This window comes from Photobacterium sp. DA100, from assembly GCF_029223585.1.
In the GTDB taxonomy this organism is placed as follows: Bacteria; Pseudomonadota; Gammaproteobacteria; order Enterobacterales; family Vibrionaceae; genus Photobacterium.
On sequence record NZ_CP119423.1, the window covers coordinates 1,814,282 to 1,836,048 of the forward strand.

The following is a 21,767-nucleotide window of genomic DNA, read 5'->3' on the forward strand; positions in this document are numbered from 1 at the left end:
AATTAACGGTTACGAGGATATGTCATAACAATGCGCCTAACAAACGCTTAGAACGGATTCGCAACTAGCTCTGTTCTTGGTAAAAATGAGTTTTGGCGGGTTGCGCTCCGTTTTAGCTGGCGTTATGTAAATGGAGTAAATATAAGCTATGGAATACAAAGTCGTTAGAGAATATCAAGATGCTCCTGAATCACCTATTCAAATAGTAACAGGTGAAAAATTACAGTTTGTGGAAGAGTCCAACCCAGCAGGAGATTGGGCCAACTGGATTTTCTGCCGAGGTGAAAACAAAGAAGGTTGGGTTCCTAAACAGATATTAGCGATTGATAGCATTGAAGTAACAGTGCTTGAAGACTATTTTGCCAAAGAACATAATTTGGTGGTTGGCGAGATTTTAGTAAAAGAACATGAGCTAAATGGTTGGATCTGGTGCAAGAAGTTAGGTAGTTCAGAAGAATTAGCTTGGGCACCTTTAAACCATCTAAGCGCCATTTGAATTCATATAATAAGCGTTCAAGACGGACTGCCAACACGTGGCATTTTAGGTTATGGTCGAGTTTGGCGTTTATGTTCGAAACAACGTAGAGATCAAGCTATAAAACTTGATTACGCGCCTAACAAACTGTTCAAGAGCGGCTCACAACGCGTGGTTATTTACTGTGCGTTGGCTTATGTGATTAAGTGTATTGCAGGCGTTATGTGCATGGAGGCACAATGAACATTGGTATCTATATCTATCATCAGGCGGAAGTTTTGGATTTTTCCGGTCCTTTCGAAGTGTTCAGCACGGCGAAGCGATTAGGTGCTGAGGGTTTGAATGTGTTTTTGGTTGCCGAAAATACGGCCCCTATTTTAGCTCGCGGGGATTTCAAGGTTTTGCCTGATTACTCGATACAAAATCACCCGGAAATAGATCTGCTAGTCGTTGCTGGTGGTGTTCATGCTGATGAGATGAGTAAACCTAATATACTTGCTTGGCTAGCATCAGTTGCACACTCAGCACAACAAGTTGCGTCGGTTTGCACAGGTGCGTTTTTGTTAGCACAAGCAGGTTTAATAAGAGGATTAATGGTCACCACTCATTGGGAAGATATTCCTGAATTAATTTCTCAGTTTCCAGATTTAAATGTAGTGAGTGATAAAAGGTGGGTTGCATCTGAGAAGTTTATAACTTCCGGGGGCATTTCTGCAGGTATAGATATGAGTTTGCATTTGGTATCAGAACATTACGGTTTAGAATTTGCTAAGGCAGTAGCACGCCAAATGGAGTACAACTGGCTTAGAAGTACATAACAAACTGTTCAAGAGAGATTCAGCACGCGTGGCATTTCTGGGATGGAGTTTGGTGCACATTGTTTAGTGGTGCATACCTTAGTGCGGTGTTAGCCGTCACTGCGAAAAAAGCAGTAACGGCATAAAATTTAGTTGTTTACGAACATGTGGTTAGCTTTGGTTACACCGCGGTCATAAGTACAAAAAGTGTCAGTCGCAGCTTCAGTTTTGCTGTGAATCTTGATGTTGGTAATAACTTCTACAGCTCCAGCGTCATAACAAGCCTGTTGAGCATCTTTCACAATCTCTAGCAGTTTGTTTAGTTCGCCTTTCATCGTCGTTTCCATCGCACTGACCTGGAAAGGGACGCCAGAAGATTTAACAACTTCAATAGCCTTGTCTACGACTTCAAAGTTGTTTCCTGCCTTCAATCTAGGGATAACCTGAAAGGCAAGCATGACTTCATCAAGCAGTGGTTTTTGAGCTGACATCAATAATCTCTCATAAAATTTTGTCGGTATAGAATGGCGTATAGTAGCATGGTTTTTGAGCTTCGATACGGGCCTTGAGAATGCCAGCTAACAAAGTGTTTAAGAGGGACGCAAGACTTGTCGATTTTGTTTTAACGCTTGGTTTATGGCGGCGTTAGGCATCAAGGAGAGTTCAGTGAAAGCGATATCAGTATTGCCTCCATTACGTGGAGTTTGGAAGGCGGTAAATACCCCTGGCGATCGTATCCCAAGTCATGGAACCCACGAGTTTGGACAGACCTTCGCATATGATTTTGTCAGATTTAAATCTTTAAAGCACAAAGGTAGCTTTCATACACGGTCACATTTTAGCTATTTGATGGCTCAAGTGAAGGTATCGGATTGTCACGGTTGGGGCGCGTCAATCTATTCACCTATAGATGGTGTTGTGCGTGAAGTGGTCAATTCTGTCAAAGAGCGAGAGCGACTACATTTGGTAAGCGATTTAGGACTCGCCATTTACAATGGATTATTTTATTCCTTTGAAAAGGATGAAATTCATAAAATTGGTGGCAACTACTTAATCATTGAAGGCTCGGAGTGCTGTGCATGGATAGCACATGCTAAAACGGGCTCTATTTCTCCTCAAGTGGGTGACATTGTAAAAGCAGGGGAAGTCGTTGCAAAGCTAGGGCATTCCGGAAATTCAACAGCTCCGCATTTACATTTTCAACTGATGGAGCGAGTGGATATCAGAACAGCTAAAGGAGTGCCATGTTGCTTCACTGACTATGAAGTTTTATCTGATGGTAATTGGTGTTCTGTGACTAATGGTATTCCCACAAGTGATCAAACGATCCGCTATAATGATTAACAAATTACTTAACAACTGCTCCTAGCGCTTGGTGAGCTTATCTCACCGTTTAGCCCTCGTGTTTGGGGAGCAATATAACGTTGGGTGGCAATGCGCTACAAGCTAATGCAACAATAAGTATTGCAGGTACAAGGGAAAATAATGGAAGAGTTTATTTCTGGGATATTAAGGCTTCTTCTTTCGTTTGTGAGATTCATGTTAGATCAATGGTTTGTTGAAGCATCCTGCTTTCAAACAGGGCGAGTAATCATAGCTGGAGTTACTTTTGGGCATTACCCTCGTTCACCTATTAGCGAAGACACCAGGTTCAAAATTAGCATTTTGGGGCTTGTTATCATTTTTTGTATTTTGCTGGCTATAGGAATTTACAACACAAGTGCATCTTAATCATGGGTATTCTGAAAGATGACTTAGGCAAATCGGTTTTATTAATAAGATTGAAAATATGGAGAGATAAGTGGTAATAATTCGAGAAATGGACATCTCTGATTATCGAGATGTCCTCAACCTGTGGACTCAATCAGAAGGCATGACTCTCCGTGACGCAGATTCAGAGGAAAATATTACAGCGTACTTAAAACGTAATCAGGGGTTGAGCTTTGTTGCTTGCGATAATGATAAAATTGTCGGTGCTGTTCTTGTCGGGACCGATGGTCGAAGAGGCTATTTACAGCACCTTACCGTTTCACCGAGTCATCAATCTCAAGGCATAGGACGTCAATTAGTTGAGAATGTTGTGTCTGCTTTGAGTTGTATCGGAATATCGAAAACCCATCTGTTTGTTCATAGTGGCAATGTAAATGCACAACAGTTTTATCTAAATATGGGGTGGCTTCCCCGAGATGAAGTTAGAATGTTTTCGTTCAATTCATCTAAAAATCTAGATGTCTAGTTCGTTTTATAAAAAAACAATGTGTACTATCAATTTAGGGATTTGAAATGAGTAAATATGACGATGCAATAAAACTGATGGAAGAGCGTTGTGGTAATGGTAAAGAGGTAATTATGGCGCTCGCGACTATCTCACTATCGGGTAATGCTGTTGGCAGTCCAACGCCTGCGGTGCGAATGGTGTGTGCTTATTATGAAGACGGGGTGTTTTATGTGTCTACAGATGCGACAACAGATAAGATGAGGCAAATTGAGAAGAACAATGAGGTCTCTATAGGAGGGTTAGATTGGTATTCTCTTCAAGGTAAGGCAGAGAACTTAGGCTGGGTCAAAGACGAACACAACGCAGGAATAAGATCAAAGTTTAAGACGGTGTTTGATTGGTTCACTGAGCATGGTGATGAAGAAAACCCCAATTCAATTGTATTGCGCATCACACCGACAAGGGGGACAATTATTGACAACGAGAGAAAGTATGGTGAATTGAAGTACGAGATTGATTTCGTAAATAGAGTTGTGCACTAAATTGTTTGAGCATGTCAATTACAACCAATCTGGAAATATTAATTGTCGTATAAAAAAGCAACCTGTTGGTAAAGTAACAAAGTAATCCGTATCAAGTCATCTATCAGGACTGTTTATTCGAGGAGCAGTAAATGGAGTTATTGAATGCAGAAAAAGAGCATTATCAACAGATCGGACGTTTAGTTAACTCAGCCGAAGAGCTTTACACTATATGTCCAAGTGGTTCGTACCCTTGGGATGAGGAGCAGCTTTCAGAAATAGCAGAGACTAGGCTCAATTTAACCATATGTAGTGTAGAAGGTTGTGTGGCAGCCTTTGGCAACATTTACAATGTTGTACCGGGTGAAAGTGCGTTTATTGGCAATATTATCGTTGGTGATAACTACAAAGGACAAGGTATAGGGAAAAAGCTCATCCAATATTTGTCAGAATTGTGTGAGGAGTCATACGACGCTATACCTCATATATCTGTTTTCGGCTTCAATACCCGTGCACTTTTGCTCTATACCAGATTGGGCTTTGTGCCCTATGCAATTGAAGAGAGGACATCTCCCAACGGTGAAACCGTAGCTTTGATTCACATGCATTTGGACTCCTGAACAGGACAAGCAAATAAAGGTGACGATTTACACACGTCAGCTGCATCGTGAAGGGATCAGATGACAGTGTCAAAAATGAGAACGTAATAAATGACCGAACAAGGGAATAAAGGCGATGCGTTGCACTCGATGGTACATCGGCTAGAGGATAAGGTCTATCGGCCAAGCGGATACTGGTCCTATTCTGTTCACCAGCTACTTATGCATTTAAAAAGAGAGAAGTTCGACTCGGCTCCCAGGGCATTGGGATTTGATACTGAAGGCAATGAGATCCTGTCCTATGTTACGGGTGATGTGTATAACTACCCATTGGTCGGTGCTATCGCCACCACGGAAGCGCTTTGCTCCGCCGCAGAACTGTTACGTGATTATCACGATGCGACAGCATCATTTGTGCAAAGTGATCAATTCGGAACTTTGAGATGGCTGTTGCCGAACCGTGAGCCCCGCGAAGTTGTCTGCCATGGAGATTATGCACCTTATAATGTGGCACTGAATGGCAGTAAGGTGGTGGGTGTCTTTGATTTCGACACCGCGCACCCCGCTCCAAGAGTTTGGGATGTTGCTTATGCTGTATACTGCTGGGCACCTTTCAAAACTAATTCCAGTGATTCGTTGGGTGACTTAGCGGAGCAAACAATGCGCGCAAGACTATTTTGCGATGCTTATGGTTTATTACATGAAGATCGAGTTTGTTTGGTTGAGACCATGATATCTAGGATACAAACATTGGTTGAGTTCATGCACGAGCAAGCGGCTAAAGGTCATGAAGGGTTTATTGCCAATCTTAAGGATGGTCATGATGTGGCGTACATTGCGGATATTGAGTACTTGAGGTGTCATAAAAAACCAATAACGGATTATTTAATCTTGTCCGCAGACCATTCCACACACAGGTAAACCGCCAGAAAAGGGCGTTAATACCGACCTCAACGGCGAGTTAGTGGTCGGAATATACTCGCTAAGTTATAAGATACCTATTACCATACACAGCAAACCAATTGAAATAAGTAGTGTTGTATGTCTCTTCCTCCTTGCCCTCAATGTGGATCTGAGTTTGTTTATCCAGATCAAAACCATCTCGTTTGTCCGGAATGTGCCTATGAATGGAATCCTTCGGAAGCAGCAGATCAAGATACCTTGTCCATCAAGGATGCCAACGGAACTTTATTGGCAGAAGGTGACAAGGTCACGTTAGCCAAAGATCTGAAGGTGAAAGGTAGTTCTCTGGTGCTTAAAATAGGAACAAAAGCCGTTATCCGACGAATAGTCGAAGGGAAAGATCATCAACTGGACTGCAAAGTCGACGGTGCCGGTGAGATGATGGTGACTGCGAAGTTTGTGAAGAAAGCTTAAATACTGTTCACAATTGAATTTCTCTAATTCGTAGATGGCTTTAGCAATGTACTAAATAATGACTTCAAAGCGCCAAGGATGGCTTTTATTGCATATAAACTTTGGAGTCTTTATGAAAGCAAAAGCTGTAGGAACATTTATTACTGCATTGGCCCTGAGTATTTCAGCATCTATTGCATCAGCCAATACAGCCCTTTCGGAGCGCTTAATACCGAACCCGGTAGGCGTGTCTGAAGAGTTTGCGAAGTTTGTTGAAAGCAAACAGCCCGCCAAATCGGTTTCATCGCCTCAAACGACGGAGGAGTGGATTGCACTGCAGACGCAATTTGATGCCGCGATGAGCGAGGTTACTCGATTGGGTATGAAGAAACACGGGGTAACGTTTGAAAAGAAAAGCATCGGCGGGGTAGACACTTTTCTTGTAATGCCTAAGAACGTTTCACCCGAATTCGAAGGAGTGCGCTTTGTTCATATCCATGGTGGAGCCTTTGTTTTCGGTGGTGGCGAAGCTGGTCTAGGCGAAGCTGCATGGATTGCAAATGGTCTTGGTGTTGAAGTGATTTCAATCGATTACCGCCAGCCACCCTTGCATCCGTACCCTGCCGCACTGGAAGATACCGTCGCAGTATGGAAAGAGCTGATCAAAACGCAATCCCCTAATGCAACGGCTCTTTTTGGCTCTTCTGCGGGTGGTAACTTAACGCTTACCACTACGCTGAAACTACAGCAACAAGGTTTGCCAACACCTGGCGTATTGTTTGCCGGCACACCGGCAACGGATCTAAAATATACCTCTGATACTTGGCATACGTTACAAGGGCTTGATCCACTCGGTGCTCGAGAAGGGGTAATTGATGGAACATTTGCGCTCTATTCAAATGGCGCTGATTTGGCACACCCACTGATGTCGCCAGTTTATGCTGAAATTAAGGATTTTCCGCCAACGATTTTTATTTCAGGCACTCGTGACTTATTGCTCAGTGATACCGTTCGCATGCACAGGGTATTGAGAACCGCTAATATTGAAACCGATCTTCATATATATGATGGACAGTCGCACGGTGATTACGTGCGGGGCTTAAATTATGATTTTCCAGAATCTGATGATGCTTTGAGGGAAATCCGGATGTTTTTTGACAAGCATTTGAATTAATAACCCTCGCTATTAAAGCGCTCAGATGAGCGCTTTTTTAATGTTTACCTTTATACAGTATTGGATATGAAAATCAGCACTAAATTAAAGCATCTATTTGTTTTCTATTTGATGACTTTTGGTTTGCATGTCTCCGCATCTACCACCTTTACCCTGTCTGATACATCAAGCCCTAGAGCAACGCTCGATAGCTTTTTGCTGGCATCAGATATCGTTATCGCCCACTGGCAAGGTGAAACACTTGAGACCCAAGAAGCTCAGCATGCCATTGCACAAGCAATAAGAACGATGGATATGTCATTGGTTACCAATCGGAATCGTACCGTCGTTGTGATGGAGCGTATTTTACTATTGCGCGAAATTTTGGAACGGTTTGAGTTGTCTGTTTTAGAGAGTACACCCGATAACCATCAGATCGGTGACCGTCTGTTTTGGCGTTTTGGCCAGTCGGACATTGCTATCACACGGATAGAAAATGGTGACAAGCAGGGGCAATTTGTTTTTGCCGCGACATCGGTACAGCAACTGCATCGTTGGTATCGAAAGATGCAGCCTATCCCCTATAGAAATGAGGCTCGAAAAGACTATTACCATGACTTTCTGATAGGTCCTGGTCCATTGTTTTCCAAGAATCTGATTTATTCCGGTCCGCCTGAGCTGACCAAGCTTTATGGCTCTCTACCTCTTTGGCAATGGATCGCTCTGCTATTAGTATTTTTGCTGTGCAAGATACTTATCAAGTTGAGCTTTATCGCGGGACAGTGCTGGAACAACCGTTGGGAGGGGCGGGGGCAGCGTTGGCAGGTTGGTACGCTGCTATCGTTAGTTGTGGCGGGTTTAATTGTCTTGGTTACCCGACGGGTTATTGATGATGGTATTTGGATAACCGGAGGGGTCTATCAGTTCCTCTCGACCGCATTCCTTATTTGGCAGTTTATCTTTGTTGCCTGGTTCATTATGGCGCTGTTTAATTATTTTGCTACGGTATACGCCAGCAATAAACATGATGGGAAGCATGTTGACTCATCGTTAATCAGAGTGCTTGCGCGTATTTTTGGCGGCCTTACGATTGCGACACTGGCAATATATGTTGTTGAGTTTATGGGGTTCTCAATTTCTCCTATTTTGGCTGGTCTCGGTGTGGGTGGTTTGGCCGTAGCCCTGGCGATACGGCCTGTATTGGAGAATGTGATTAATGGGTTAACGCTCTACGCTGACGGAGGAATAAAAATTGGCGAGCTGTGCCGTTACGGCGATAAGCTCGGTACGATAGAGAGTATCGGCTTGCGCTCGACCCGGATCAGAACACTGGAGCGTTCATTGATTACCATTCCTAATTCAGAATTTGCGAATATGGAAATTGATAATCTCGAGCGTCGTGATAAGCGTCGAATGGAGCACACTTTTCGGGTAAGAGCCGAGCTAACCGGAGAGCAGCTAAAACTGCTGGTGGTCAATATCCGGAGGGTGTTACTACAACATCCCCAACTAGAGGAAGAGCCACTCCGAGCTCGGTTCATGGGGGTGGGAGAGTATGCTATTTTGGTCAATGTGCTTGCCTATATTAAGTGTCGTGATCACGACGAATTCATGGCTATCCAAGAAGACGTGCTGTTTATGGTGATGCAGCAGATAGAGAAAGTCGGCGTACAGTTGGCCTTTTCCACCCAGTATCAATTTGCCGGAAAACTGAGCACAGTTGATGACGAGCTGAAAAAGAAAGCGGCCCAAACAGTTCAGAAATGGCATGACACAAATAATTATCCGTTTCCTGATTTTGGCTCTGAATATAAATATGAGATAAAAGATTCGATTATGTATCCCGCCAAAACATCGGCCACACGACTGAATTTTGTGAGTTAACTATATTGATTACCCGTATGGTTGAGGCGTTAACAATAACCGCAGTTGGAGGAAGGGTCCCTAGCACGTTAGGGACCCATAAAGTTACTTCGTATCAAAGCTGATCTCTGGTTGAGCAACACTGTCGAAAAAGCTTTGCATGGTTTGGTGCAGGAGCTGATAGAGCGGATAACCACGTTTGGTCTGCAAATAACCGCCGTTGATACTTACCGAACGCATTTCTTTGGGGATCGGAGGGAGTGGGTAAGTGCCAATATCGGGATTAATGGTGGTCATAAGGTTGCTACCGAACATGATTGTGTCGGAGTTCTGAACCTTGCTCAGCAGAACCCTGACGCTGTGGGTGACTAAGGTGCAGTTTGCCTGATACCCCTTGGAGATATAGAGATCTTCAACTGGAGATCGCTTTGAATTCACCCCATCGATAACCAAACGAGTAATGGGTAAGTGGTGGATTGCCTCCCAATCGCTGGTCTTTGTTAATACCGGGTGATCTTTGCGCGCCACCAAGCATAGTGTGAATTCTTGTAATTTATGCAGATACACTTCTTGCGGTAGCGGAAACGCCCCAAAATGGATCATATAATCGACATTACCGTTGAGCATTTCGGCCAAAGTGTCATCCTGCCAATAAATAAGCTTGAAGTTGGCCTTGGGCAGTACCGTTTTGAGCGCCTGATAAATTCCATCCCCGAGAAGTTCAAGGAAGAAGATATTCATGGCGATGCTGATATTGCCATCAAACTTTTCCGGATCGAAATCTTGATATGACTCCACTACTTTAACCAAGGGGGTGAACATCTCATTGATGGCTTCATCAAGTTTTTCTGCCAACTCCGAAGGTTCAACCCCATGGGCCTTTCTGATAAAAAGCTGCTCGCCGAAAGCCTCTTTTAGTTTTGCCATCCCACGGCTCACACTGGTTTGCGAAATACCAAGCATATCCGCAGCTGCGTGAGTATTGCGCGTTTTCACAACCGCTTGCAGTAGCTTGAGCAAGTTTAAATCTAAGTCACGAAACTCTTTCACTGCACACTCCTGTATCTGATTGGCATGAGAACGTCCTTCTACTCTTAGCTATAAGAATATTGGAAAAAAACGGAGATTCCAATGCTGGCAGAAAGGAATGGCTGTAGCGGGAAAAGGGATGGAGATGAATTTGCCTATCTCGAAGTGCTAGAGACGACTTACCTGTCGCTCCAGCAGTCATGTTGGGGCGACAGGTGTTGATTGATTTTCTAGAAACTATGCTCTACATCGAGAGGTTGCAATTATTGCTAGGTACGGTAGGCCTATAACAGTTGATGGATTACTTGAACGGTTTCTTCAATGCCAAGAGTAAAGAACTGGACGCCCATACATATCAGCAGGAAGCCCATAATTCGCGTAAAAGCATTGATGCCATTTTGCCCGAGAGCTTTCAGAAGAGGGTATGCCATGCTTAGTGTAAAAGCCGCAATGAGCGAAACAATCATAAAGCCTATCACCACCCCGCTGTAGACGCTCGTCATACTGACATGATTTTCATAGGAGGCGATCTGTGCAGCCAGGCTAATGATCAGTGCCATTGTACCTGGCCCACATAATGACGGAATGGTTAATGGCACCAGTGCGATAGATTCCTGGCCCGGGTCATTGTTGTTAGTTTCAGGGCGGGGGAAGAGCATATTGAAGCCAATTGCAACGATGATGATACCGCCGCCTAAGCGCAGGCTGGGAATTGAGATATTGAAAAGCTCTAAAACGGATGAACCGATAAAGAAGGTAGTACACAGGGCAACGAACAGGTTAATACCGACTGATTTTGCCTGTGTGACGATATATTTCTTGTCTTTGCCTTTGCTTAATCCAAGCAAGACGGTTGCGGCAGCGGGTGGGTTCATCATTGGAAGCAGGCCGATAACGGTCAGAGTCAAGTAGGTTAAAAGAGTTTCATAATGCATGGTTGTCATCCTCAAGCGATTAATTTAAAGCAAGAATGTTTGCGCTAGATACAGCACGCTAAAAAAAGAGATGGCATCGGTTAAGGTGGTTAATACCGGGCTTGAGAGCATCGCAGGGTCGAGACTAATGCGCTTCAGCAGTAAAGGTAATGCCCCGCCAATCATAACGGCCAGCATTGATGAAACTGTGTAGGCCGCGCCGATAAGCAAAGGCAGGCCGATGTATTCACTGCCATGATTGAACAAGGTCAGCAATGTGATCACTCCGCCTATCAACAGGCCATTGAGGGCGCCAATAGGGAGCTCTTTTGCAATGACATACAAGCTGTCCTTCGATGAAATGTGGCCGACGGTGAGTTCGCGAATAGATACAGCAACGGCCTGGTTACCTGCGGCTCCGGATAGGTTGGCAACCAAAGGCAAGACAGCCGCCAGCACGGCGATTTGCTCAATGATTGGTTCAAAAGCGGCAATAATCGAAACTGCGGCGTAGCTCAATACTACCGAGGGGAGCAGGAAGGCCAGCCGGCGCAGATTGCGTGAGAGAATTGACATATTGCGAAATTCCTCTCCCCCGAATACGCCAGACTGCTCTAGCAGTTGCTGATTGGAGTAATCATATAGCGCCTTGTTTAATTGAGTGGTCCCGATGACCCCGATTTGAAACCCTTGTTCGCTAACAACCGGGATAACGGGGTGCAAGGTGGTATCGAGGATACTTTTCAATGAATGAATATCTTGCTCTGGCAATGCAGCCGGAATAGTTCGGTCAAGATGATTGATGAGTTTTTCATCATAAGTAAGAAGCAGTACATCTCTAATTTTCACGGCGCCAAGGTAGCAGCCCTGGGCATCATGCAAATAGACATAGCGCCACTCCAATAGCTCAGAATCCTGCTCTTCTGTATGGAGCATATTGGCCAAGTCAGCGACACTAGCGTCCTCGCTGAGCTTTAATATTTCGCTTTTACAGATCCCGCCAACAGTGTCGGGTGAATAAAATAATGCGGCATTTTCTTCATTGCGCCAGCTGTCCGGCACAGCCTGCTTTAATTGAAGCTTTATCTCCGACGGAAGTTCATTGATGAGCCGGCGTCTGTCTGCTGAGCGCAAATATCGAAACATGCTCACAATGACGTGGGTGGGAAGAAGGCTGACAAGAAGGCGCTGTTCATCTTCCGTAAAAAGATCGAGCAAATTAGCCGCAACTTGGGAGGCGCCTTGGTTAAGTAGAACCCACGTTACGACGCGTTCCTTGTCCGTCAGTTTCCTGAACACAGACGGCAGGACAGTAGGATCCGCGTTTTGAATGCTATCAAGCAGTCTGTCAGTGTCATTTGTCGCAATACAATGAAGAAATTGATCGTATAGCTTCTCGGCCGCCGCTGAATGCAGTGGCGTTGAAATAAGTGCCATAATTTATCCCTTGTGATTAACAGAGTTTGGTGTTCTTCGAGAGTCGTTGAGCGTTATCCTGCGTAACAACAGGGTAATCAATGCCGTAACCATCAGGAGAAAACTGCTGATTAAGAACCACCGGGTGATTGACTCTTGATAGACAATTAGGTGAGGCTTTTGCATAAACCAACCGCCAATTTTGAGCAGGGTCATGGACCATATTATTGAGCTGGTAACGCTAATTAATACCGTGCGAGTAAAACTCAATTGGGTCGCCCCCATTAACAGCGGGGTTATTACCCGCATGTACGGCATAAAGAGGGAGACGAAAAGAAGGAGAAATCCATATTTATCCAGGTACTTTTTTACTCTTGCTAGGGCATTCTCTGGCAGGGGCTTTGGGGCCCGGCTTATTAGCATGCTGTTAAGCAGCCAATATCCTTGAAGATAAGCGAATAAGGTACCTAGAGAGCTGGCAGTTGTTAAAAGGGCCACCGCACTGTAAAAGTCAACCGCTCCTGTGCTAACCAGACCACCAACGAAGAGTCCCAAGCCGACTCCTGGGAGCGGTAAAAGCACAAAACTGGACTCTATAAATAACACCATTCCAAGTAGTAATAACAAGATGTTTATTGGGTTGACTACCTGCAGAGAATCAAAATCTTGTAGCCAGATAGCTGTGATTATTTGTTGCATAATAGAGTCCTGAGCTCGCGCTGGTGAACGAGGTCGCTCAATCAAACATCAAGATGAGATAAGCGAAGAAGAGGATGAGGTGAGTTGCGCCGTTGAGTGAGTTAGTTCTTCCGCTGCTGAAACTGACACTGGTCATCAATAGGGTGGCTACCAGCAGAACCATTTCAGCCGGCTCCAACCCTAGACGTATCGGCTCATTGATTATGGTTGAAATCAATAGTACTGCCGGGACGGTCAGGGCAATGCTGGCCAACACCGAGCCAAAGAATAGGTTCATGGCACGTTGGAGGTGGTTGCTAACTGCCGCCTTAATTGCCCCTACAGCTTCTGGAGCCAAGATGATCAAGGCAACGACCAAGCCGCCCAGTGCAGCTGGCGCACCAAGCTCGGTTATTCCGTCATTAATCGGAATGGCTAAGCTTTTAGCCAGCAAAATAACGACAACCAGGTAGCCTACCAGCATGATGGTATGGTAGGTACCGCTTTGCGGTGGGCACTGGCTATCACGATTATCATTGCGATCGGCATCGATGAAAAAGTGGGTATGGCTTCGCGTTTGAATAAATAGGAATAATGCGTATAAGGCAATTGAGGCAAGAACCAGAGTCCAGGTTAGAATTGCCGACATGTTGCCAAATGCGTCCATGCTGGTGAAATTCGGTAGGACCAAGCTCAGCATTGCCAGTGGAATTATCGCAACCAGGTAAGCTTTTAACCCCTCGAGATTGTATGTTTGGGTATGGTACTTCATCCCACCAATCAGAAGCGTAATACCGACAAAGCCATTTAGAACGGCCATGACAACAGCAAACATGGTATCTCTAGCCAGTACCGGGTTTGATTCGCCAGTAAGCATGACCGAGGAGATCATAATCACTTCAAGCAAGATGACTGACAAGGTTAGTATCAGGGTGCCAAAGGGGTCCCCGAGCTTAATTGCAAGCACATCTGAGTGGCGGACAACGGCAAAGATCGTTGTCATGGCCACATAAAATAAAATACCTGTTGTGAGCATATATGGCGCTGGGGATAACCCATTACTTAGCAGCTCATCACCGATGAGCTGGAAAAAAATAATGGCAAGAATACCAACAGGCATGGTGTATTCCTGCTTGAGAAGCTTGAACATATTGAGACGTTTGAATTATTCCTAATGGCTCGTTATGGTCCTTTAACGAGGATTTGGTCACTGAAATTCTACCTGTTCCTTTGTGGTAGTACTGATGGTAGTGAGCAACTGCTTTTAATTAAAATTGGTAATTGAGGCCCACAGTCATTAGAAAATTATTGCTTTTATAAAAGTCGATATTCGAGCTTGTTACCGTGCTGCCAGCGAGTGAGGTAACGCTCCAGTTGTCCCAGCCTGGAATGTCTTTGTACTCGTAAGCCAAAAACAAACGCATTACATCATCATTACGCTGTGTGTCAAAAAGAGGGTTTACTGCATCAAATTGACGGTAAGCATAACTTCCCGTTAGCGCTAAAGAGTAAGCGGACGAATGAAGGAAGTAAGTCATCTCAACCTTATACTTGTTGTATGAAGCGGCTTTACCCTCTGCGTTATGATCGGTGTAGCTGAACGCTGTAATTAATCCTGAACGTTGATCGAGCATGGAAAGGTGCTGGCCTTTTAGATAGAAAGTTGCACTGTCACGGAATAAGGTGCTTTCTGTGATTTGCTCATCATCAATTGTTGCAGTGGCGTATGCCATATCAAGCGATACGCCGGTGTTAAGCAGGTTCGATAACTTCAAACGGTATGCATTGCCGTCGATATCCGTAGTTTGCCTTTCTTCACCGGTTAAGTACGGGTTAGCCCATACCTCGTCTGGCAGTACGGTTGGAAGGTAAGCAATATCTAGCTGTGTGCCGTTGGTGAAGTTATATTGATAGCCAAGCTCGAATGCCAGGGTACCGACGGCGAGGTCATCGCGAGATGTACCAAGATAAACAGCATGAGTATGGTTGCTATCTAAGGCATAACGAATATTCCCCAGTGGTGCTGCGAAATAGTTATTGGTATGAGATACCCGATCATCTAGGCTGCTTAGCGTTTTATCGCCGTTTGGATTCAAGTTTGAGTTTGAGGTCGCATAACCCGTATTGATTGAGATGTCGCCGTTGATGCGTGAGTTGTCAAGCGCGTAGGCAGATGTCGTAAAGCCAGCAAACAATGCAATGACAAAGATATTTAGGTTTCTCATTTAAATTCCGCTCAGTATATTTACCCAACTGACTTGGAGTCACGCAGGTATAAAGGGCTTCTTTCCTGAATCAGTTATCCTTTTGATGGCGGTAGAATAGGTTTATGTATGTGCCAAAACCATGGGTTAGAGAAATTCATATTTGTCGCTAGGTTATTTTATGTTAATAGTGGTGGACGTTTTACGAGAAGCATAAATTGGCTGTGATGGTTAAATAGGCGGTATGGGATGCAAGATAATATTGAAACGGAAAGGTTGATATTAAGACCGTTTCGGATTGGAGACTGCAAGCGAGTGGCCGCCCTCGCAGGAAATAAACTGATTGCTGAAATGACCGCCAATATTCCTCATCCTTACGAGTTAGAAATGGCCGTTAGCTGGATTCAGTCTCATGAAACACAATTTATTGAAAAAAAAGGGATTGTTTATGCAATCACGGAAAAGGGCAATGACGATATCATTGGCGCTGTCAGTTTTCCTAATTTTGAAGATAGCGTAGGGCTGTTAGGGTACTGGTTGGGTGTCGAAGTCTGTGATTATGAAATTGGGCCTGAGCTATATTGAAAATAGGACCATTCATATACAGGGCCGGGAACGAGAAGTCTGTTTTTACGAATCATTATTGTGTCAAGAGAACCGGTAGCAACGGGAATTACCCTAAGCCGTCATAGCGGGTAATTGCGACACGGGAAAAGGAGTTTCCATATGGTAGGTGAAGTCTGGGTATATTATGTGCTGGCCGTGTTGGTGCTTACTGCCTCACCAGGACCGAGTTCGTTATTATGCATGACGAGAGGAGTCACAAGTGGCTGGATGGTCGGTGCTTATACCGCGCTTGGCAGCCTTACGGCGATAACTTTAATATTGACCCTGTCGTTTACTGGGTTAGGTGTGATTATCGCGTCTTCAGAAGTTATCTTTAGTCTCATCAAATGGGTAGGCGCGGGCTACTTAGTTTATCTCGGTATAAAGGCGCTAGTATCCAAGCAAGACAGTTACTCAGAGCTGGAGGCGGGCACCGTCTCAAGTCGCAGATTCCCTCATCACTTTGCTAGTGGCTTTATTGTCGGTGCCAGTAATCCCAAAGCGATTTTATTCTTTACCGCTCTTTTTCCTCAGTTCATCAATCCATCAGAAGATCTGTTTTTGCAATATGCCGTCTTTGCTTCGACATTTGTTGTTTTGGAGCTTTCTTGGCTTCTGTTCTATGCCTATTTGGGGGCGAAATCATCTAGTTGGATATTTGCCTCTGGCAGGGCTAGGTTATTTAACCGGTTAACTGGTGGTGTCTTTATCGGGGCCGGTGCCTGGCTATCGACGGCAAGCCGTGCCTAGAAGTTGTAATGTGGCAGATGTGGGGTGAAGGGGCGCAGTTTGCGACCCTTCGAGGATAACTAGCCGTGATGGTGATTGGCAATAACGGTCAAGCAAGTTTCCTAACAGCGATGGTACTCCCAAGAACACATAGGTATGTGTGCTTAGCTGGACTTCTAGTTGAGGCCCTGCTAGAAATTGTGATCTTAATTTGGCAGCTATTATCTAGCCTAGCTTTGTAGCTGTTTCCTTGATCGTCAATAACCCTGAAATGCGAAGTCCTCTTGAAGATGTTCAAAACATCTAAATGAATATGAGTTTCTGTATATAGAGTAGAATGCCGTAACTTCAAGTTGCTGGCGACCAGATCATCTTTCACTTCAAATCCACTTACCTTCATATTTTGTTCTATGTCACTGTATTGTCCCGTGCTCCTATTCTGTCCGAAGAATGCGAAGAGGGTACGGTACTCTCCTCGTTTAACGTGTTGTCGGCCACCGTAGATTTTATATCGTTGTTCCGGCCGAATCGCAGAGAAAAGCTTGTACAAGTTTTCCTTGAGTATGTCTTTGATTACATCTCTTATGCCATATGTGATACATATGGCAAACACCAACCCAGCAGACAAACTCGGTGCGGAATAATGTAATTGATATGTCGCAATGGTAACCAGGCTCATCACACACATACTGCTTAGCGCAATACCGCTATACTTCATCCATGGATTATGCCGTTGACTTGAGAGCACTTGATTTCGGTATGGCACCCAGTTGGGAGCAAATTCAATAATTTCGTTATCTATCATCTCTTCTGAGAAAGCTCTCGGATAGCGCCATATTGACACTTGGTCCCTTTTATTTATCAAACTGATGATTGTCTTATAAACCTGGAGACAGTTCTGAGTGTCATCGTTTAGTTTCAGCCTCTCGTACAGTTTTAATAACTCTTGATATGTCACGACGATCAGTTGCTTGTAAATAGCAGATACCTGAGGGTTGTGAATATTGAGTTGCTCAAATTTGTTACAAATTTTCTCAACCTGCCAGCAAACAAGAGATAGCTTTGTGGTTGAGCTATCACATATTGTTTCCAAACAAGATTTTCGAAGACTGCCATGGTATTCGGAGAGCCAAGCCAATAACTGGTGTTTAGCAAGATTCCATTGATGGTATTCTATCGAAATATGACTTAATTGGTTTTCAATTTCTAACAAGCTAATACTATCGTTGCAAATAAAGAGCCTAGATATCAGGCTCTTTTTTTGTTCTTCTGTTAGCTGTTCAAGCTCATAATTAGTATTCTGACATTCGAACCTAATATTTACTTCTGTAGACTGATGAGCAAAGAGAGCTTGAGAAATTACCAATGTATCATTGTTTCTTAATTCAATGTGCATGGTTATTCCGTCTTTTCTATTTATTAAACTAATCCCAGTAGTTTAGTTGTACAGAAGAAATAGATGATTAAGCCCGAAATATCCACAATAGTTGTAATTGCTGGGCTGGCAACAACGGCAGGGTCTAGGTTCATCCGCTTGCTAAGAAGCGGTAATAGTGCCCCGATAAGGGTGGATGAAATCACTTGGAAGAACAACGCGAGGCCAATCGCAGCAGCCAGCATGCTGAGAGTTTGATTAGCAGGCAGCTCAAGTCCTCTCGAGAGGAATATAACTTTGGCAATACTTACTGCGGCTAATGCTGACCCGATAATGATCGCGATACGTGTTTCTTTCCAAACGACTTTGAGCCAATCTCGGATATTGATGTTGCCAAGTGCCAGTGCTCGAACGATAAGCGTAGCTGACTGACTGCCGGCATTGCCACCGGTATCGGCGATCATCGGCATGTATAGCGCCAAAATGGTGAAGGCAGCAATGGCATCCTCGTAGCTATGAATGATCATTCCTGAAAACAGCCCCATTACAGCAAGTCCGAGTATCCATACTATGCGCTTCTTTACATGGCCCAAGACCGAGAGGTTGATGTAATCCAATTCGTTTTTTTCTTGTTGGATCCCCATAAACCTTTCCATGTCTTCGGTTTGCTCATCCATGACAATATCGATGGCTGCCTTTGCCTCTAGAAGGCCCAAAGGCTCTCCTGTGCTGGTAAGGACGGGCAATACATCAAACTGGCTTTTTTGAAGCAGTTTGACAGCATCCTCTTGGTCCAGACTGAAGTGACAAGTTTCTGCATAGCTTTGGATGCTTTTTAGCTTCAGCCGTGGGGGGGCATAGAATAATTTGTTAAGGGTTACAATGCCGGAATATCTTCCATGGTCATCGGTTGTAATGATATATAAAGAGTTTAACAATGATGTCTTTAATTCATTCTTAAGCTCTGCAACAGAGGTGTTGTGGCTAACAATCGTTGCTGCCGATGCGTTTATCGAGCTTAAAACAGGATCAATTGAGTTACTGAATAGTTCAATATCTTGTTGATAGTGAAACCCACTGAGTGTAGAAAGATCTTTATATTGCTTTTTTGAAACTTGACGTAGAAAAGTAATACTTTGCTGAATAAATTGCGCAGAAAAACACTGGTTGAGCGCATCATGATTACTGTCTGAAATGTATTTTTTAAACGACATTAAATCATTATGAAAAATGTCTAGCTTGTCTTCTGTAGTCGAGTGCTTAATGTTTTGATTTAGAATAAGGTTGTTGAATGTCATTGTAACACACCATTATATTATTGTATTGGGATAGCTTGCCGGTTAAGGCAATAACTGAGAATATAATCTGTGTGAGTTACTAACGAGGGGAAGGGCAGGTAATTTCGCTATGCTGATGACCAGAGTTCAAAATTACTGATTGCGCGGGGGATGTATTTTAAATACTGTTATCAATTCATTCCAGCTTTACATTCCCGATTTCGTTAATAACCCACCGTCTACTGTCGTTATCCATAATTAATCTCCTATCTAATGTGTAGGGGCATGTTAGGTTTCAATTTCTTAATAGTCAATACAGTGTTTTTTATTTTATTGAACCATGTGTTACAAAATATATGGACTGTACCTTTTTGTATTTTTATCAATTTTAGCGTGATAGTTAATTTATAACCATAATGGTTGTGTTGTTTGCGTTGTATTTTTTGAGTGAATGGAAAGGCTGCCGGAGTTAACCTAATGGCAAAATAAAATATGAGCAAAAGCAATCCCATTCAATTGCTTTTGCCCTGTTTTATTACTAATACTCTTCCACTTTCAGTGTTACGTATCCGCGATTGTTACCATAGAATCCCCATGCGTCATTTGGGAAGCAATACAGGTATCCCGATTTTTTCACAGTGATAGTGGTACCTGCCCCTATCGAAAACTCTCTGAGTGGGCTATGTGTACCATCGGTATTTGGGTTACCACCATTGGCAATTGCTCCCATCAAACAGAAGTAGGGGGCATCTTCATTTCGTTTGGTTAACATGAAGTTTGCATCAGGTTTGTCCAGTAACCTTTTGTAGGCTTTTTCTAGTACGCCTAATGCTTCGCTGGCTAGATGGGCCAGTTCGCCAAAGTAAAACTTCCCGTCATTGGTTCCGGCTGGACCGCAAGAGATATTTTTATCCACCCACTGTCCCCGGGCAGTAAAGCGATAGGATTTGCCCTCCTCAAGGTAGATGCCTGTCCATGACCACGGATGTTTGGCGTAGATATCCAGTGTTACCGGGCTGCCGGGCGAAATCGGGCGGGTGGTGCGGTAAGATCCCTGCTTGCGCGGAGGGTTTTCACGCCTTGATAGTGCTGATTCATGGAAGCTGGCTGCTTGTTGAGCAAAACACGGAATGTTTCTAGGCGCTGTGACCAGGACCTTCATCATGCCGACATGGGAATTGTGTAGTTCATCGGCGGGATTAGGTATCACTTGCGCGATCATATTGCTGTGCCATTGCAGATCGGTTGCGACTTTTTGCAGCTCATCGATCATCCATATCAGAGCGATATTAGATAGCCCGTCTTCTTTATACCCACCACCAATATCGCTGTGTACGCCAGGGAACCATAGCTGGCTCATGGAAGGGTGAGGATCAGCTACATCATCTTTCCATAACGTTGGGGTGAAGCTACCACGTTGCTCATCGATCGCAACAGCATGGCGGGCGTGTGCAACATTGTGGCTGAGTTTGACATCATGGAATTGATATTTTTTGGGGTTATCAAAAAGATTTGCAATTGCTTTGTCGTCCGGGATCCCCAGTGCGCCAACGGTATCCCAAACGCCCAGGAAGAAGACCTTATCTGAGTGGGGCAGAAATTCAATGTCGTGATGAGCTCTTAAAAAAATCGCGGACTCTTTGTTTCTGTATCCCTCCTTGTATATGGTTTTAATGATTTCATCCCAATCGGACTCGCTGTGGCGGTGCAGGTCTACGATGCCGAGCTGGCAGATTATTCCTGCAAGACTTCGAGCGGTATATGCACCTCGGCTAAACCCGGTTAATACGATTTTATCTCCGGGCTTATATTTGTCAGCAATCCATTGGTAACAGTCACGAATGTCTTCGGAAATACCAAAACCGAAGATTCCGCCGGTAATTTTATCGAGGCCGCCATCGGTGCCCACACCTGCTTGGTAGCGCGTATATTGGGTATCGGGTATCTCCGGGATAAAGTCGAAAAATTGCTTTACGTTAGTTGGAGACAGCACGTCACCGTCCCTGTTGTCTGGATCGTTCCAGGTTCCATCACAGCAGACAATTAAATAAGCCATCACACCCTCCTTGTATAGGTTGTTGAGTGTACAAAAAGCTTAGTGGTCAGGATGTGCAACCTGTGTGATATTGCTCCAAGATATTTCCAGCAAGGATTGATAAAAATCAAAAGGCAGCAAAGTAGAGGGTGATGTTAAAGCTGAGAGCAAAAAAGAGGGATTTACCGATAAGTAAGATTGGTGCGGAGGGAGGGACTTGAACCCTCACGTCCTTGCGGACACTAGCACCTGAAGCTAGCGCGTCTACCAATTCCGCCACCACCGCATGTCATCTTACTTCACAGTGTCAAAGTGATTTGGAGCGAACAACGGGAATCGAACCCGTGTCATCAGCTTGGGAAGCTGAGGTAATACCATTATACGATGCTCGCCTAGTGTTTTTATAGTTACTATAAAAGTCTAGTCAACTAAGTCACTGATTACAAAGCAACGATAAGCCCGCGCAGCTTTTCTCGCAATGCTAAATGAACATTTTTGCTGGCTTTGTCACATTTTAAGTCG

The 21,767-nt window shown here is 44.2% G+C and carries 22 protein-coding genes, 2 tRNA genes and 1 pseudogene; 13 read left to right on the top strand and 12 right to left on the bottom strand.

Features of this window, described 5'->3' with window-relative positions:
* Positions 1-148 precede the first annotated feature (148 nt).
* Together PTW35_RS08465 and PTW35_RS08470 are read left to right on the top strand one after the other, a co-directional pair.
* A complete protein-coding gene (locus PTW35_RS08465) occupies positions 149-496 on the top strand; it encodes an SH3 domain-containing protein (RefSeq protein WP_281027304.1) in 348 nt (115 codons plus the stop codon).
* 218 nt (positions 497-714) lie between these two features.
* Positions 715-1,293 carry a DJ-1/PfpI family protein gene (locus PTW35_RS08470; protein ID WP_281027305.1) on the top strand — a complete coding sequence of 193 codons (579 nt, stop codon included), beginning with the start codon at positions 715-717 and terminating at the stop codon, positions 1,291-1,293.
* A 128-nt stretch (positions 1,294-1,421) separates the two neighbouring features.
* Here the strand turns inward: PTW35_RS08470 and PTW35_RS08475 are convergent, their stop codons facing one another.
* Positions 1,422-1,763, bottom strand: coding sequence for a thiamine-binding protein (locus PTW35_RS08475; protein WP_281027306.1), 342 nt, complete (start codon positions 1,761-1,763; stop codon positions 1,422-1,424).
* A 175-nt stretch (positions 1,764-1,938) separates the two neighbouring features.
* Here PTW35_RS08475 and PTW35_RS08480 point away from each other — a divergent pair, with 175 nt between their 5' ends.
* The 9 genes from PTW35_RS08480 (at position 1,939) to PTW35_RS08520 (ending at position 9,003) form a co-directional block, all read left to right on the top strand.
* Positions 1,939-2,616 (top strand): M23 family metallopeptidase, encoded by a 678-nt coding sequence (locus PTW35_RS08480; RefSeq protein ID WP_281027307.1) that lies wholly within the window; start codon positions 1,939-1,941, stop codon positions 2,614-2,616.
* 141 nt (positions 2,617-2,757) lie between these two features.
* The gene (locus PTW35_RS08485) at positions 2,758-3,003 is read left to right on the top strand and encodes a hypothetical protein (protein ID WP_281027308.1); all 246 of its coding nucleotides are present in this window, start codon (positions 2,758-2,760) and stop codon (positions 3,001-3,003) included.
* Between the two features lie 70 nt (positions 3,004-3,073).
* Entirely contained in the window at positions 3,074-3,508 is a 435-nt protein-coding gene (locus PTW35_RS08490; RefSeq protein ID WP_281027309.1) for a GNAT family N-acetyltransferase, read from the top strand.
* Positions 3,509-3,555: 47 nt separating this feature from the next.
* A complete protein-coding gene (locus PTW35_RS08495) occupies positions 3,556-4,032 on the top strand; it encodes a pyridoxamine 5'-phosphate oxidase family protein (protein ID WP_281027310.1) in 477 nt (158 codons plus the stop codon).
* A gap of 131 nt (positions 4,033-4,163) precedes the next feature.
* Positions 4,164-4,631: a GNAT family N-acetyltransferase gene (locus tag PTW35_RS08500; protein WP_281027311.1), complete on the top strand. Its 468-nt coding sequence runs from the start codon at positions 4,164-4,166 to the stop codon at positions 4,629-4,631.
* Positions 4,632-4,721: 90 nt separating this feature from the next.
* The gene (locus PTW35_RS08505; protein ID WP_281027312.1) at positions 4,722-5,531 is read left to right on the top strand and encodes an aminoglycoside phosphotransferase family protein; all 810 of its coding nucleotides are present in this window, start codon (positions 4,722-4,724) and stop codon (positions 5,529-5,531) included.
* Positions 5,532-5,651: 120 nt separating this feature from the next.
* Entirely contained in the window at positions 5,652-5,987 is a 336-nt protein-coding gene (locus tag PTW35_RS08510; protein ID WP_281027313.1) for a zinc ribbon domain-containing protein YjdM, read from the top strand.
* 112 nt (positions 5,988-6,099) lie between these two features.
* Positions 6,100-7,140: an alpha/beta hydrolase fold domain-containing protein gene (locus tag PTW35_RS08515; protein ID WP_281027314.1), complete on the top strand. Its 1,041-nt coding sequence runs from the start codon at positions 6,100-6,102 to the stop codon at positions 7,138-7,140.
* A gap of 66 nt (positions 7,141-7,206) precedes the next feature.
* A complete protein-coding gene (locus PTW35_RS08520; protein WP_281027315.1) occupies positions 7,207-9,003 on the top strand; it encodes a mechanosensitive ion channel domain-containing protein in 1,797 nt (598 codons plus the stop codon).
* 84 nt (positions 9,004-9,087) lie between these two features.
* Here PTW35_RS08520 and PTW35_RS08525 read toward each other — a convergent pair whose 3' ends face one another.
* The 6 genes from PTW35_RS08525 to PTW35_RS08550 form a co-directional block, all read right to left on the bottom strand.
* The gene (locus tag PTW35_RS08525; protein WP_281027316.1) at positions 9,088-10,032 is read right to left on the bottom strand and encodes a LysR family transcriptional regulator; all 945 of its coding nucleotides are present in this window, start codon (positions 10,030-10,032) and stop codon (positions 9,088-9,090) included.
* A gap of 263 nt (positions 10,033-10,295) precedes the next feature.
* The gene (locus tag PTW35_RS08530) at positions 10,296-10,946 is read right to left on the bottom strand and encodes a MarC family NAAT transporter (protein ID WP_281027317.1); all 651 of its coding nucleotides are present in this window, start codon (positions 10,944-10,946) and stop codon (positions 10,296-10,298) included.
* Positions 10,947-10,970: 24 nt separating this feature from the next.
* Positions 10,971-12,362 carry a magnesium transporter gene (locus PTW35_RS08535; RefSeq protein WP_281027318.1) on the bottom strand — a complete coding sequence of 464 codons (1,392 nt, stop codon included), beginning with the start codon at positions 12,360-12,362 and terminating at the stop codon, positions 10,971-10,973.
* Positions 12,363-12,365: 3 nt separating this feature from the next.
* Positions 12,366-13,040, bottom strand: a complete 675-nt coding sequence (locus tag PTW35_RS08540; RefSeq protein ID WP_281027319.1) for a VTT domain-containing protein — start codon at positions 13,038-13,040, stop codon at positions 12,366-12,368.
* 37 nt (positions 13,041-13,077) lie between these two features.
* Positions 13,078-14,169 (bottom strand): calcium:proton antiporter, encoded by a 1,092-nt coding sequence (locus PTW35_RS08545; RefSeq protein ID WP_281027320.1) that lies wholly within the window; start codon positions 14,167-14,169, stop codon positions 13,078-13,080.
* Between the two features lie 118 nt (positions 14,170-14,287).
* On the bottom strand, positions 14,288-15,244 hold the full coding sequence (locus PTW35_RS08550; protein ID WP_281027321.1) for a DUF2860 family protein: 957 nt from the start codon (positions 15,242-15,244) through the stop codon (positions 14,288-14,290).
* Positions 15,245-15,472: 228 nt separating this feature from the next.
* Between PTW35_RS08550 and PTW35_RS08555 the strand changes: the two are divergent.
* Both PTW35_RS08555 and PTW35_RS08560 read left to right on the top strand, forming a co-directional pair.
* Positions 15,473-15,887: pseudogene (locus PTW35_RS08555) on the top strand (GNAT family N-acetyltransferase).
* A gap of 62 nt (positions 15,888-15,949) precedes the next feature.
* A complete protein-coding gene (locus tag PTW35_RS08560; RefSeq protein ID WP_281027322.1) occupies positions 15,950-16,579 on the top strand; it encodes a LysE family translocator in 630 nt (209 codons plus the stop codon).
* 88 nt (positions 16,580-16,667) lie between these two features.
* Here PTW35_RS08560 and PTW35_RS08565 read toward each other — a convergent pair whose 3' ends face one another.
* From PTW35_RS08565 to PTW35_RS08585, 5 genes are all read right to left on the bottom strand, one after another.
* The gene (locus tag PTW35_RS08565) at positions 16,668-17,954 is read right to left on the bottom strand and encodes a hypothetical protein (protein WP_281027323.1); all 1,287 of its coding nucleotides are present in this window, start codon (positions 17,952-17,954) and stop codon (positions 16,668-16,670) included.
* 23 nt (positions 17,955-17,977) lie between these two features.
* Positions 17,978-19,231 (bottom strand): magnesium transporter, encoded by a 1,254-nt coding sequence (locus PTW35_RS08570; protein ID WP_281027324.1) that lies wholly within the window; start codon positions 19,229-19,231, stop codon positions 17,978-17,980.
* A gap of 517 nt (positions 19,232-19,748) precedes the next feature.
* Positions 19,749-21,266: a DUF2235 domain-containing protein gene (locus PTW35_RS08575; RefSeq protein ID WP_281027325.1), complete on the bottom strand. Its 1,518-nt coding sequence runs from the start codon at positions 21,264-21,266 to the stop codon at positions 19,749-19,751.
* Positions 21,267-21,444: 178 nt separating this feature from the next.
* A tRNA-Leu gene (locus PTW35_RS08580) sits at positions 21,445-21,531 on the bottom strand.
* 32 nt (positions 21,532-21,563) lie between these two features.
* A tRNA-Gly gene (locus tag PTW35_RS08585) sits at positions 21,564-21,637 on the bottom strand.
* Between the last annotated feature and the right edge of the window lie 130 nt (positions 21,638-21,767).

Excerpts from the sequence above, each read along its gene's own strand:
- PTW35_RS08465 (WP_281027304.1), top strand. The coding sequence starts at position 149 with ATGGAATACAAAGTCGTTAGAGAATATCAAGATGCTCCTGAATCACCT.
- PTW35_RS08470 (WP_281027305.1), top strand. The coding sequence starts at position 715 with ATGAACATTGGTATCTATATCTATCATCAGGCGGAAGTTTTGGATTTT.
- PTW35_RS08475 (WP_281027306.1), bottom strand. The coding sequence starts at position 1,763 with ATGTCAGCTCAAAAACCACTGCTTGATGAAGTCATGCTTGCCTTTCAG.
- PTW35_RS08485 (WP_281027308.1), top strand. The coding sequence starts at position 2,758 with ATGGAAGAGTTTATTTCTGGGATATTAAGGCTTCTTCTTTCGTTTGTG.
- PTW35_RS08495 (WP_281027310.1), top strand. The coding sequence starts at position 3,556 with ATGAGTAAATATGACGATGCAATAAAACTGATGGAAGAGCGTTGTGGT.
- PTW35_RS08500 (WP_281027311.1), top strand. The coding sequence starts at position 4,164 with ATGGAGTTATTGAATGCAGAAAAAGAGCATTATCAACAGATCGGACGT.
- PTW35_RS08505 (WP_281027312.1), top strand. The coding sequence starts at position 4,722 with ATGACCGAACAAGGGAATAAAGGCGATGCGTTGCACTCGATGGTACAT.
- PTW35_RS08510 (WP_281027313.1), top strand. The coding sequence starts at position 5,652 with ATGTCTCTTCCTCCTTGCCCTCAATGTGGATCTGAGTTTGTTTATCCA.
- PTW35_RS08515 (WP_281027314.1), top strand. The coding sequence starts at position 6,100 with ATGAAAGCAAAAGCTGTAGGAACATTTATTACTGCATTGGCCCTGAGT.
- PTW35_RS08520 (WP_281027315.1), top strand. The coding sequence starts at position 7,207 with ATGAAAATCAGCACTAAATTAAAGCATCTATTTGTTTTCTATTTGATG.
- PTW35_RS08530 (WP_281027317.1), bottom strand. The coding sequence starts at position 10,946 with ATGCATTATGAAACTCTTTTAACCTACTTGACTCTGACCGTTATCGGC.
- PTW35_RS08535 (WP_281027318.1), bottom strand. The coding sequence starts at position 12,362 with ATGGCACTTATTTCAACGCCACTGCATTCAGCGGCGGCCGAGAAGCTA.
- PTW35_RS08540 (WP_281027319.1), bottom strand. The coding sequence starts at position 13,040 with ATGCAACAAATAATCACAGCTATCTGGCTACAAGATTTTGATTCTCTG.
- PTW35_RS08545 (WP_281027320.1), bottom strand. The coding sequence starts at position 14,169 with ATGTTCAAGCTTCTCAAGCAGGAATACACCATGCCTGTTGGTATTCTT.
- PTW35_RS08550 (WP_281027321.1), bottom strand. The coding sequence starts at position 15,244 with ATGAGAAACCTAAATATCTTTGTCATTGCATTGTTTGCTGGCTTTACG.
- PTW35_RS08560 (WP_281027322.1), top strand. The coding sequence starts at position 15,950 with ATGGTAGGTGAAGTCTGGGTATATTATGTGCTGGCCGTGTTGGTGCTT.
- PTW35_RS08565 (WP_281027323.1), bottom strand. The coding sequence starts at position 17,954 with ATGCACATTGAATTAAGAAACAATGATACATTGGTAATTTCTCAAGCT.
- PTW35_RS08570 (WP_281027324.1), bottom strand. The coding sequence starts at position 19,231 with ATGACATTCAACAACCTTATTCTAAATCAAAACATTAAGCACTCGACT.
- PTW35_RS08575 (WP_281027325.1), bottom strand. The coding sequence starts at position 21,266 with ATGGCTTATTTAATTGTCTGCTGTGATGGAACCTGGAACGATCCAGAC.